Below are 11,494 nucleotides of genomic sequence, written 5' to 3' on the forward strand. Positions count from 1 at the left end.
TTCTGCAGGCAATGAATCATGGATGGAGAATATCATCAACAATTTGATTGGGTTTCGACCCTAGAACGTGAGAAAATCATGGCACGAGGGCGATCAATGGGCCAAAAACGGGCAGACCGCTAGACTCAGCCCCTACTAATCCGCAACGTTCTGAAACCACTAAATAAATTCAAATCAGGCTCTAAGACGCCTCAGTTCTGAAGGATAAATGCGTAATAGCAAGACTGCGATATGCCAAGGACCAACTGTCCGCGAATTTCGCCAAACGCGCGGCTGGGGCCTTTCCGCGTTATGCGGGGTCAGACCGTGACCGCGCGTTTCGGCGCCTTGTCTGAAGTCGATCTGCTCTGCTGATGCCGCGAGCTATCATCCGAGCGCCGTCGTCGCAGGACGTCGATGCGGCCAGCGTCGACTTGGAGCATTTCGCAGTGAGGTGGAATCAGCTGACGTCCGCGAAAATGCGGAGGACCTTTTTTGGTGGCCGTTCCAGCCAACGTCAGTGATCCTGATCGGGTGACAATTCTCTTTGCCCCCAAGGAGAATAAACGGCGTGCAACGGAAGAGAGGCGGCTCCGAGGGGGCCCGCTGCTTGCGCGGCGCGCGAAATCAGCACCCGGGGCGGCCTGCGACCGAACAGGGGAAGTTTCGCCGCCGCCGCACTGGCCGCCTTGATGAGCATATCGGCAAGCACATCCGTCAGCGGTCCGCCGAAGATGATCTCCTCGGGATCGAATTGCTGCGCAAGCGGCAATATAGTCCGAGTCGCGGTCCGCACCGCCGATTCGACGGTGGCGCGCAGCCATTCCGGGGCATCCGGCTCTGCAATCGCGGATAGCCCGACCGGAAATGAATCGGTGAAAGTCGCGTTCCGATGCGCCTGCTCGACATGAGAGCGGCGCATCAGGTGCAGAAGGCCGCCCTCCGTCGCATATTGCGCAAGGCAGCCTCTCTGTCCGCAGCTGCACAAAGGACCATGCGGATCGGCAACCACATGCGCGAACTCTCCGGCATTGCCCGTTGCGCCGGCCAACGACTGTCCGCCCACCACGATACCGGCGCCGACCCCCATGCCCATATAAACGAAGACGAAATTTTCGACATCGCGCCCACGCCCCGTCCATTGCTCGCCGAGGGAGGCGCTGATCGCCGTGTTTTCCATCCACACCGGCAGGCCCGTCCTCTCGGCCAGCGCCTTGCGCACCTCCACGCCATGCCACGCGTTGAAATTCGGAGGCGCGAGGATCCGCCCCCCCGCCTTGTCGATGGGGCCGGGCACGCTTACCCCCAGGCCGGTCATTCTCCCGCGGCTCAAACCAAGCGTCTCGACAATCTCGCGCCCCTCACGGGCGATCGCATCCAGCACGACGTTGGGATCAGGAGACAGCGCTATTTCGCGCTCTTCAAGAATGACACCGTCGAAAGAGATGGCCACAAGGCGCACGAAGCTGCGGGTAATCTCTGCCCCCAAGGAACAGGCCGCCGCCGGATTCACCACCAAAGCCCGCGCCTTGCGCGAGCGCCCGTTGATATTGCCCTGTTCGAGCACGAGACCTTGCGAGATCAAGCGGTTGGAAATCGTCGAGATCGTCTGGAATTCAAGCTTCAGCTGTTCGGCCAAGGTAGGGCGCGAAATCGGCCCTTTGCGCCGGATCAGGTCAAGAACGAGCAGTTCGTTCATGCGCCGAAGCCGCGTCACATTTGTCCCTGGCGTCATGAATTCCCCCCAATAGGCCCTGCAGACGGGACAAAAACATATCCTGATCCGGATATCTAGCATTCTACAATTCATCTTGAATTAGTCAAATGCTGAAATTCACATTGAATTTGGCGAAAATTTAGCAAAAATCATTATTGACATTCATTTAAAATGAATTTCTTTTAGAGCTCGATACGGTCGTGAATTGGCCCGCCTCAAGACACGTCACTCTGGGAGGAGAACTTGACCGATAATCCACACGTGACACGGCCTGCCTCCAGGCCCCGTCAGGCACGATCGCGCGCCCGAAGGAAGGCTGCGCCGCACTGGGTTCTCAATCTGGGTTCCCTGGCTATCGTACTTGGCCTCTGGTGGCTCGCGGCCGCCGTGCTGCTGCGCAATGAGAGCCTGCTGCCTCTCCCCACTTCGGTCTGGGAGGCCTTTGTCGTCGATCTGCAAGACGGCAGTCTCTGGCAAAACGTATCCGCAAGCCTGATGCGCGTCCTCACCGGTTTCGCGATCGGAGTCGTGACGGCCGTTCCGGTCGGCCTGATGCTTGGATGGTACGCCACCGTGCGCGGTCTGGCAGAACCGATCATCCAGTTCTTGCGGGTGATCCCGCCGATCGCGATCATTCCGCTGGTGATCGTCTATCTCGGCATCGGCGAGACCGCCAAGATCTTCCTGATCTGGTTTTCCGCCTTTCTGACCATTGTCATCAGCGTTTATGGCGGCATGCGGTCGCTCGACAGCACTTTGATCCGCGCCGGCCGCGTGCTCGGCGCACGGGATTTCAACATCTTCAAGGATATTGCGCTGCCGGCCAGCGTCCCCTTCATCTTCGTGGGGATGCGCCTCGGGCTCGCGACAGCCTGGGCGACGCTCGTGGCCGCCGAACTTATCGCTTCCTCGCGCGGTCTAGGCTTCCTCATCGTGCAGGCGGGACAGTTCCGCGACCTGCCTCGGGTCCTCGTGGGCATCCTGATGATTGGCCTTGTCGGCCTGATCATGGACCGCCTTATCCTGCGTCTCGACAAATCCCTGACCTCTTGGCAGGAGCGCGAAGAAAGATGAGCATGAACACCGATCCGGAGCCGATCCTCTCCCTGTGCGACGTCTCGCTGGATTTCGGCGATCACACAGTACTTGAGGGCCTGTCGCTGGACGTACGCGAGGGCGAGATCCTCGTGATCGTCGGTCCGTCGGGAAGCGGCAAGACAACCGTCCTGAACCTGGCCGCCGGCCTGCTCGAGCCCACGGGCGGTTCGGTGCATTTCGACGGAGAAGAGGTTCGGGCGCCCGACCCGCGGCGCGGCGTCGTGTTCCAGCAATACGCCCTGTTCCCCTGGATGACCGTCCGCCAGAATGTCGAATACGGCCTCAAGCTCCAGAGGGTCAAAAAGGACGAGCGTCGCCGACGCGCCGACCATTATCTGGAACTGGTCGGCCTGACCGCGGCCGCTGACAAGTTGCCGAAAGAACTTTCCGGCGGCATGAAGCAGCGCACCGCAATCGCCCGCGCCTATGCCGTGGACCCGGCGATGCTGCTGATGGACGAGCCCTTCGGCGCGCTCGATGCCCAGACCCGCTTCATCCTCCAGAACGAGTTGATGCGGACATGGGAAGCAACCCGCAAGTCGATCATGTTCATCACCCATGACATTGATGAAGCCCTTTTGCTGGGCCATCGGGTTGCCGTGCTTGCGGCCAACCCCGGCCGCCTGAACCGGATTATCGAGGTGCCGTTCGACTTCCCGAGGGAGGCAAGCATCCAGCAATCCGAGGAATACCGACGGCTCCGCCAGGAGCTGTTCGAACTCATCTATCAGTAACGTCAATGCAATAGGAGGAGAACCAAATGAAGCGTTTCACACTGGCGGCGATCATAGCCGCCGCTCTGATCACCTCGACGGCCTCGGCCGATGACACCGTCAAAATCAACGTTGCCTATCACCCCAATATGCACGGCGCCGCAATCATGGCGATCGCCGAGGAACAGGGATATTTCGAGGAAGAAGGGCTTAATGTCGAAGCTTCACGCTTCACGTCCGGCGCGCCCGAACTCAATGCCATGATTTCGGGACACCTAGACCTCGGCTATCTTGGACCGGGCGCGATGCCCGCCGTCATGCGCGGCGAGGTGCAGCTTCTGACCGTCGACCACCCCGACGCCAACGAGCGTGTGCTCGCCGATCCTTCGATAGGCGTCAAAACGCCCGCCGATCTGGCCGGGCAAACCATATATTTCGCCTCCGGTACCACCGGCGAGTTCGTCGTGCGCGCCGCGCTGAAATCCGCGGGCCTGACCATTGACGATATCGAGGCGCAGAACGCCACCGACGAGGTTTCGACCACGGCCTACATTTCCGGCCGGGCGCCGATTATCGCCGTCGGACCGACTTTCACCAACCAGGCGATCAGCACGCGTGACAGCGTCGTGGTGTTCAACTCCGACGAGGATGACAACTTCTCCCTGCCAGGTTTCTGGATCGCGAACAAGGAGTTCGTGGCCGAGCACCCCGAAGCCGTCACCAAGTTCCTGCGCGCTTTCGGCAAGGCCAATGACTACCGTGCCAAGCACCTCGATGAGGTCGTACCGCTCGTCGCCCGCTATGCCAAGACGCCCGAACCGATCCTGCAGGAGCAGGTCGACCTGACCGTATGGTGGGACACGCAGGAGATTTCCGAGCGTATCGAGGACGGCACTGTCGAGACCATGCTGCGTCAGTTGAACACCCTGTTCCAGGAAACCGGCAAGATGGCCGAGATCGCCGAGATCGACACCTATTTCGATCCCTCCATCGCGATCAACGCGTTCTCGTCGCTGAACCAGTAAGCAGAATATGCGGCCGGCGCCTACAACGCCGGCCGCGCCACTCCCGGCTGCGCACGTCGCTGGCAGAACTTCCCGCCTCCATCGGTCGCGCACCAATCTCAACATTTCACGGGGGCACGGATGCGACCCAATATTCTCTTCGTCATGTGCGATGATCACGCCGCCAAGGCGATTTCAGCCTATGGATACGGTATCAACAACACCCCCAACATCGACCGTCTGGCACAAGAGGGGATGCGTCTCGACCACTGCTATGTGACCAATTCGATATGCACGCCGAGTCGCGCGGCAATCCTCACGGGCACCTATAACCACGTCAACGCCGTTACCACCCTCGACACCCATCTCGACAACCGCTGGCCAAACGCGGCCAAGCACCTCAGCGCTTCCGGCTATCAGACAGCCATATTCGGCAAGTGGCACCTCGGAGAAGGCCCGGCGCACGAACCCACCGGATTTGACGAGTGGTGTGTCCTTCCCGGCCAAGGTGAATATTTCGACCCGGAGATGATCGACCGTAACGGCTCCAGCATCCGCCCGGGGTATGTAACGGATGTCATCACCGACCTCAGCATCGACTGGCTGGACCGGCGCGATCGGGATCGCCCGTTCTTTCTGATGTGCCACCACAAGGCGCCGCACAGAAGCTTTGAGCCACACCCGAAATACCGCAGCCTCTTTGCTGACGAGGATGTGAAGGTGCCCGACACCTTTGATGACGATTACCGCCACCGGGCACGCGCGGCGGCGGCGGCAAAAATGCGCATTCGCGACGACATGACCTACAAAGACCTCGGTCTGGTGCAGCCCGAAGGCGGCGACGAGATCGGGGAACTCGCGATCGTCGGCCAGCGCGACCGCAAGGTGCCGATGCCAGACGACCTCAGCAAACTAGTTCTGATCGACCAGTTGACCGGCGAGCAGTTCCGTTTCGACAGTCACGAGGAACTCGCGCATTTCAAATACCAGCGCTACATGAAGCGCTATCTGCGCACCGTCGCCTCGGTCGACGAAAGCGTGGGGCGCCTGCTCGACTGGCTCGACGCAAGCGGCGAGGCTGAAAACACCCTTGTCATCTATACCTCTGACCAGGGCTTCTTCCTGGGCGAACATGGCTGGTTCGACAAGCGCTTCATGTATGAGGAATCGATGCAGATGCCGTTCCTCGCGCGCTATCCGGGGAAAATCGCCCCGGCAACGGTGAACAAGGCGCTGGCGACGAATGTAGACTTCGCTCCCACCTTTCTCGATTACGCCGGCTTGCCCGCCCCCAGCTACATGCAGGGACACTCCCTGCGCTCCATCTTCGATCAGGCGCTGCCGCCGGACTGGCAGACCAGTGCCTATCACCGCTATTGGATGCACAAGGACGGCAACCACAATGTCTGGGCGCATTACGGCATCCGCACAGACCGCTACAAGCTGATCTACTGGTACAACAAGGACCTCGACCAGCCGGGTTCACGCAAGGGCGACGAGCCGCCGGAATGGGAACTGTTCGATTGCGAGAAGGACCCGCTCGAAGTGCTAAACGTAGCCGATGATCCGGCCTATGCCGATATATTCACGGCAATGGTCGCCGAACTTGACGCCAAGCAGCGCGAGATCGGCGACGTTCCGCAACATTGACCTCCTTGGTCGCGGACCTCGCGGAACAAAAGTTTAGCGCAGTCAGAATGACAAAAGGGTACGTATTGGTTTTCTGGAGCCGATCGGAAACATTCCGCCCGCAGAGGCCAAAGAACGATACTATGCCACGCTGGACGCACCAGCGTTGGCCGCATAACTTAAACCAAACGGTCTCCGGCAAACCCGGCGCGGTTCAACACGAAATCTGCTTCTGATTCATAGCGGCGGTTCGGAAGGTCCGATTTCTGGCACGTTGCCAGCTACGATCAAAAGGTGCTGACGAGACGCGAATTTGCCGGGGATATCTGAACAATTTCCAGCGGAGGAAATGATGCCTGACAGGCCGCGCGAATTTTTCGCGCCGCCGCTGGGATGAAGACCTAACGGCATCTCAGTCGGTGCTTGCTCTCTACGAGGCTGGCAAACATTCCGCGCTCACAATCTGCGTACAAGCGGAGCAACTGGCTTAGTCTCGGACGTGGGCGCCGTCGGCCTCATGGCGACCTTGCTCATCGAAGGTCGCTCGTAGGAGGGAGCTTGACGAAGCCTTGGAGGTTGATCGACGCGCGGCCTACACCTCACTGCACGAACCGATCCTCATGCTGGCAGGCGCTTGAAGCCTTTACGGGTCATGGCGCCCCACGACTGGGTCTTGCGTAGGAACTGCCAGGTGCCGTGCAGGCGCCACAGATTGTTGATCTGGCGGTAGCAGAAGTTCTCCACCACGGCGACGATCGCCAAGATGACGAGGTGGCGGACCTTCGGGAAGCGCCGCAGTTCGCTTTCTTCCAGGGCCAGGGCCCCGACCGATATGACGACGCCGAAGGTGAAGCTGACAGCCAGGAAAGCCAGCAGATAGTCCACCGACAGCAGCCCCAGCAAGGTGGCCATCGCCGCGCGGCGCAAGGACAGGCTCGACGAGGTCGTCGCGGACATCGCCGCAATTGGCGGCACGGCACGTAGCTACGCGCTGGACGTGACCGACAAATCGGCGGTCCAGTCCGTCGTCGCCGCAATCATTGCCGACTCCGGCCGCCTCGACGTGCTGATCAACAACGCCGGGCTGATGCCGATCCGTCCGATGGCCGAGGTCAACACCGACGAGTGGGACCAGATGATCGACGTCAATCTGAAGGGTACGCTCTACGGCATCGCGGCGGCCCTTCCCAGTTTTCTCGAGCAGGGCAGCGGTCACATCGTCAACTTGAGCTCGGTTGCGGGCATCAAGGTCTTCGCACCGGGCGGCACGGTCTACTCCGGCACCAAGTTCGCCGTCAGCGCGATCAGCGAGGGCTTGCGCCCGAGGTGGGGAAAAGGTCCGGGGCACGTCAATCGAGCCTGGAGCTGTCGAAAGCGATTTGAAGTTCACGACCTCTGGCGCGGCTGCCAAGACGGTGCTGGACTTCTACAAGCAGGCCATCACGGCGGCATCGGTGGCGCGTGCTATCGCGTTCGCTGTCGAACAACCTGATGACGTCGACGTCAACGCGATCGTCATCCGGCCGACCGCACAGCAGTTCTGATTTCGACGAGGAGGCGGGGCCGCGTGTGCTCCGCCTCATGGGGAACCTACGGGCCCGCCCGTGCGTTACTTTGCCGAATAATATCTGTCCATTCCACTTGAGGAGTCGTTTATGCCCAAACTTGCCCTGTATGTACCACTGAAGGCCAAGCCCGGAAAAGAGCGGGATGTCGCCAATTTCCTGACCTCGGCATTGCCGCTCGTTCAAGCTGAGGCGGGCACTCTAACCTGGTATGCGATCGAGGAAGGTCCCGGTGCGTACGCGATCTTCGATACGTTCGACACAGAGGAGGATCGGCAGGCCCATCTTGACGGCAAGGTTGCCGCCGCACTGATGGACAAGGCAGAAGAACTGTTTTCTGAACCGCCGCAGATTCACAAGTTCACCCTGCTGGCCGCGAAATAGCGGAGCGGTCGGCATCCTAAGCTGCCGTTTGACTGCACGGTAAGGCTCGTGTTTCCATCCGGAATGGATGGCCCGGCCGAATCGGGAAATGAATAAATGAATACGACAGGTCATCCGCGATAGTGGATGGCCTTGTCTTTTGCGCTTATCACACCTCTGAATTTACTGATAAGGTGCCGTTGATGTGTCGCGACGTAACGGTGCCATTGGTTCGCGGGAGATTCTTGAGCACATCAATTTGGCGCGTTATTCGGCCGTTCTGGCCCAGTGGCATCGTAAAGTTAACGGAACTTGGAGCTTGATTGGCGATGAAGAGGCATGACAAACCGTAATCCTCTTTATCGCCGTCACCGTTTTCCTGCTGAAATCATCGCCCACGCGGTGTGGCTCTATTTCCGGTTTCCGCTCAGCCTACGGATGGTCGAGGATTTGTTGGCGGCGCGTGGCATCATTGTCTCGCATCAGACCATTCGTCTGTGGGCGGAGAAATTTGGCCGTACTTTCGCCAATGAGATCCGTCGTCGGTCATCCGGCCGGCTTGGCGACAAGTGGCACCTTGATGAGGTCGTTATCTCGATCCGGGGCAAGAAGCATTGGCTATGGCGCGCCGTGGATCAGGACGGTTTCGTCCTGAAGGTTCTGGTGCAAAGCCGCCGCGATGCCAAGGCGGCCAAGCGCCTGATGCGCAAGCTTTTGAAAGGCCAGGGACGATCGCCGCGCGTGATGATCACCGACAAGCTTCGCTCCTATGGCGCGGCAAAGCAGGAAATCATGCCCGGCGTCGAGCACCGCTCTCATAAGGGCCTGAACAATCGGGCTGAGAATTCCCACCAGCCAGTCCGACGGCGAGAGCGGATCATGAAGCGCTTCAAGTCAAAGCGGCATCTGCAACGCTTCGTTTCCATCCATGATCCAATTGCCAACCTCTTCCATATCCCGCGCTACGACATCCCCTCCAACCATCATCGCCAACTGCGCGCAGCGGCGATGAACCTGTGGGCGAAGATCGCTCGAGCATGAGCGGCCGCAGATACACAGCATCTCCGCTTGTTTCGTCACCGTTAAGTTTACGATGTCACTGCGGTTCATGCTGCCGCCGGGCTTTTGCTGGAGCGAGGCGGGCAAAATCGAGATTGATCCGGACGAACATGTTGCCGAAACGATCAGGCTCGTCTTCGCCAAATTCCGGGAACTGGGAAGTGGACGACAGGTTTTTTTGTGGCTCCGGTCGGCCGATATCAAGATGCCAGTCGTTCTGCGCAATGTCGACGTGTGCAAACTTGCTTGGAAGGCGCCGGCCTACCACAGCGTCATGCAGATTCTTCACAATCCACTCTACGCGGGCGCCTATGCCTTCGGAAGACGTGCGCAGCGAACGCGGATCGTCGATGGCCGGGCTCGCAAGGCTACTGGGGTGCGCAAGCCGAAGGACGAATGGAGCGTGCTGTTGCGCGACAATCATCAAGGTTACATCAGTTGGCGAGAGTATGAGGAGAACCACAAGCTTCTGACCGAGAACGCGCACATGAAGAAGAATTGCGATCGCAAGTCTGCGCGTGGCGGCCGTGCACTTTTGACGGGGCTGATGCGATGCGGTCGCTGTGGCCGAATGATGCGCGTCTTCTACGGCAGCGCAAAAGGCAATGCCCATCGCTATCAGTGCCGCGGCGACGATGCTCACGTGGGTGTCGGCCTTTGTATCGGTATTGGCGGCGTCAGGGTCGACCGCGCCGTTGCGATGCAGATTCTAGATGCGGTGTCGGACCGTGCTGTCGAAGCGGCAATCTTCGCTTCGGATCAAGTCGAGCGGTCCCGGAGAGATGTCATTGCGGCAATCGAGCGGGACCTCGAAGGCGCACGCTACGAAGCGCTGTTGGCCAGTCGCAGGTATGAGCTTGTGGACCCGGCCAAGCGGCATGTCGCTCGTGAGTTGGAAGCCCGATGGAATGATGCCCTGGAGCGAGTAGGCGTGCTTGAACGCAAGATCAAGGATCTATCCGCACTGTCAGCAGCACGCCCCGTAATCGATCGCGGCCGCCTCCTGCAGCTTGCCCAGGATTTACCAACTGTTTGGAATACGTCCTCCACGGAGACGCGAACGAAGCAGCGGCTCATCCACATCCTGGTTCAGGAGATTATTTGCGATCTCGATGATGCGACCAACGAGGCGGTGCTCTTGATCCATTGGACCGGCGGTCGGCACACAGAGGTACGTGTGACGCGCGTGAAGACCGGAAGATATCCTGCCGAACTCGCACCATCGGCCGTCGAGGCACTGCGCAAACTGGGAGGGCATTGGCCAGATCGGGAACTCGCGGTCTCCCTCAATAGGATGCTTTGCAAGACAGGTGATGGCGAGAGCTGGACGACCGTGCGTGTTCGTGACATGCGCGAACGCCTGGGAATTCCCGAATATGATGCCACCAAAGTGGACGTCCCGATGATCAGCTTGATGAAAGCGGCGGAGAAGCTCGGCATTTGCGTCGGATCGGCCAAAAGCCTGGTGCAGAGAGGAATTTTACCTGCAACGCAAATCCTTCCCGGTTCACCGTGGATGGTTCCCGTCGAAGCACTATCCTCGGAAGCTGTCCGGATAGGGGTGCAGGGTGTCGTTGATCGACGGCCAAAATTTTATGAAGATTATCAATATGATAAAGTCATCCGGCTGTCCGGAATATGATGGAGGGATGCATTATGAAGCGCACTGTGCCCGCTTCGCCCGGAACACGAATACGGCGCCGGTAAACGGATCCTCCTTCAGGGTCGCCTGCACCAACGCGGCGAGACCGTCGTGCCCCTTCCTGAAGTCGACCGGCCGCGTCGCCACCAGGATACGGACGGTGTGGGACGGCATCATGATGAAACCCTGAGCGCATGCACGATCTCGGCAATGCGCGCCGCCGGGGTATCTGCTGCAAGTTCGACCGCCACCTCGCCGAAGACGAGCCGCACCTTGGCTGCTGGTTGCTGAGGGGGCCGCAATGCCTGTGGCGCACCCGTGTCACACAACACAAGCGGCGTGAAAGTAGTCGGCTCATCTGCCACCTCGACCGCAGGCAGGACCAGCTTTCCCCGCTTGGCAAGGCATCGCCAAGCCGAAAGCTGGTTCGGCTTAACCCCGTAACGCCGCGCAACGGCGTTTACTGTCGTGCCCGGCTCCAACGTCTCTGCGACAGCCTGTGCCTTGACATCATCAGGCCACCGACGATGCCCGCTCCGAAAAAACTCCACACCGAGCGATCTGAGAAACGCACTTTGAGCATCCATTGCGAAACGCACTCCCATCTTGAGATGGGGATCACCTCGCAGGAAGCTCACGCCGCCGCAACGTGCCACTCAGCCGCCGCTTACGTAGCTACGATCGCGGGCGCGCTTGGGTCGGGGTTGGAAAGTGACGAGACGGTG

11 protein-coding genes and 1 pseudogene are annotated in these 11,494 nt (G+C 59.7%); 8 read left to right on the top strand and 4 right to left on the bottom strand.

What is annotated here, in order from left to right; all coding sequences use genetic code 11:
- Nucleotides 1–496: 496 nt before the first annotated feature.
- Nucleotides 497–1,678 carry an ROK family transcriptional regulator gene (locus V6767_RS17465; RefSeq protein WP_448474616.1) on the bottom strand — a complete coding sequence of 394 codons (1,182 nt, stop codon included), beginning with the start codon at nucleotides 1,676–1,678 and terminating at the stop codon, nucleotides 497–499.
- 261 nt (nucleotides 1,679–1,939) lie between these two features.
- Here V6767_RS17465 and V6767_RS17470 point away from each other — a divergent pair, with 261 nt between their 5' ends.
- From V6767_RS17470 to V6767_RS17485, 4 genes are all read left to right on the top strand, one after another.
- Entirely contained in the window at nucleotides 1,940–2,770 is an 831-nt protein-coding gene (locus tag V6767_RS17470) for an ABC transporter permease (protein WP_448474617.1), read from the top strand.
- A complete protein-coding gene (locus tag V6767_RS17475; RefSeq protein ID WP_448474618.1) occupies nucleotides 2,767–3,528 on the top strand; it encodes an ABC transporter ATP-binding protein in 762 nt (253 codons plus the stop codon). The genes V6767_RS17470 and V6767_RS17475 overlap by 4 nt, the downstream gene beginning before the upstream one ends.
- 26 nt (nucleotides 3,529–3,554) lie before the next feature.
- Nucleotides 3,555–4,532 (top strand): ABC transporter substrate-binding protein, encoded by a 978-nt coding sequence (locus tag V6767_RS17480; RefSeq protein ID WP_448474619.1) that lies wholly within the window; start codon nucleotides 3,555–3,557, stop codon nucleotides 4,530–4,532.
- 120 nt (nucleotides 4,533–4,652) lie between these two features.
- Nucleotides 4,653–6,161 carry a sulfatase family protein gene (locus tag V6767_RS17485; protein ID WP_448474620.1) on the top strand — a complete coding sequence of 503 codons (1,509 nt, stop codon included), beginning with the start codon at nucleotides 4,653–4,655 and terminating at the stop codon, nucleotides 6,159–6,161.
- Between the two features lie 597 nt (nucleotides 6,162–6,758).
- On the opposite strand, the gene V6767_RS17490 is transcribed toward V6767_RS17485, so the two are convergent.
- Nucleotides 6,759–7,052: a hypothetical protein gene (locus V6767_RS17490; RefSeq protein WP_448474621.1), complete on the bottom strand. Its 294-nt coding sequence runs from the start codon at nucleotides 7,050–7,052 to the stop codon at nucleotides 6,759–6,761.
- Between V6767_RS17490 and V6767_RS17495 the strand changes: the two genes are divergently transcribed.
- The 4 genes from V6767_RS17495 to V6767_RS17510 all read left to right on the top strand — a co-directional run bounded on the left by V6767_RS17495 (nucleotide 7,045) and on the right by V6767_RS17510 (nucleotide 10,769).
- Nucleotides 7,045–7,632: an SDR family oxidoreductase gene (locus V6767_RS17495; RefSeq protein WP_448474622.1), complete on the top strand. Its 588-nt coding sequence runs from the start codon at nucleotides 7,045–7,047 to the stop codon at nucleotides 7,630–7,632. The two genes, V6767_RS17490 and V6767_RS17495, sit on opposite strands and share 8 nt — an antisense overlap.
- Nucleotides 7,633–7,795: 163 nt before the next feature.
- On the top strand, nucleotides 7,796–8,089 hold the full coding sequence (locus tag V6767_RS17500; protein WP_037093999.1) for a putative quinol monooxygenase: 294 nt from the start codon (nucleotides 7,796–7,798) through the stop codon (nucleotides 8,087–8,089).
- 318 nt (nucleotides 8,090–8,407) lie between these two features.
- Nucleotides 8,408–9,109: an IS6 family transposase gene (locus V6767_RS17505; RefSeq protein WP_448474623.1), complete on the top strand. Its 702-nt coding sequence runs from the start codon at nucleotides 8,408–8,410 to the stop codon at nucleotides 9,107–9,109.
- 52 nt (nucleotides 9,110–9,161) lie between these two features.
- The gene (locus V6767_RS17510; protein ID WP_448474624.1) at nucleotides 9,162–10,769 is read left to right on the top strand and encodes a recombinase family protein; all 1,608 of its coding nucleotides are present in this window, start codon (nucleotides 9,162–9,164) and stop codon (nucleotides 10,767–10,769) included.
- A gap of 30 nt (nucleotides 10,770–10,799) precedes the next feature.
- Here the strand turns inward: V6767_RS17510 and tnpB are convergent.
- Nucleotides 10,800–10,946 (bottom strand): annotated as a pseudogene (gene tnpB, locus V6767_RS17515) (IS66 family insertion sequence element accessory protein TnpB); the annotation flags it as partial.
- The gene (gene tnpA, locus V6767_RS17520; protein WP_448474625.1) at nucleotides 10,943–11,356 is read right to left on the bottom strand and encodes an IS66-like element accessory protein TnpA; all 414 of its coding nucleotides are present in this window, start codon (nucleotides 11,354–11,356) and stop codon (nucleotides 10,943–10,945) included. The gene tnpA and the pseudogene tnpB, both read right to left, overlap by 4 nt.
- Nucleotides 11,357–11,494 lie beyond the last annotated feature (138 nt).

It is taken from the genome of Martelella sp. FLE1502, from assembly GCF_053484255.1.

Excerpts from the sequence above, each read along its gene's own strand:
- V6767_RS17475 (WP_448474618.1), top strand. The coding sequence starts at position 2,767 with ATGAGCATGAACACCGATCCGGAGCCGATCCTCTCCCTGTGCGACGTC.
- V6767_RS17480 (WP_448474619.1), top strand. The coding sequence starts at position 3,555 with ATGAAGCGTTTCACACTGGCGGCGATCATAGCCGCCGCTCTGATCACC.
- tnpA (WP_448474625.1), bottom strand. The coding sequence starts at position 11,356 with ATGGATGCTCAAAGTGCGTTTCTCAGATCGCTCGGTGTGGAGTTTTTT.
- V6767_RS17485 (WP_448474620.1), top strand. The coding sequence starts at position 4,653 with ATGCGACCCAATATTCTCTTCGTCATGTGCGATGATCACGCCGCCAAG.
- V6767_RS17505 (WP_448474623.1), top strand. The coding sequence starts at position 8,408 with ATGACAAACCGTAATCCTCTTTATCGCCGTCACCGTTTTCCTGCTGAA.
- V6767_RS17500 (WP_037093999.1), top strand. The coding sequence starts at position 7,796 with ATGCCCAAACTTGCCCTGTATGTACCACTGAAGGCCAAGCCCGGAAAA.
- V6767_RS17490 (WP_448474621.1), bottom strand. The coding sequence starts at position 7,052 with ATGGCCACCTTGCTGGGGCTGCTGTCGGTGGACTATCTGCTGGCTTTC.
- V6767_RS17465 (WP_448474616.1), bottom strand. The coding sequence starts at position 1,678 with ATGAACGAACTGCTCGTTCTTGACCTGATCCGGCGCAAAGGGCCGATT.
- V6767_RS17510 (WP_448474624.1), top strand. The coding sequence starts at position 9,162 with ATGTCACTGCGGTTCATGCTGCCGCCGGGCTTTTGCTGGAGCGAGGCG.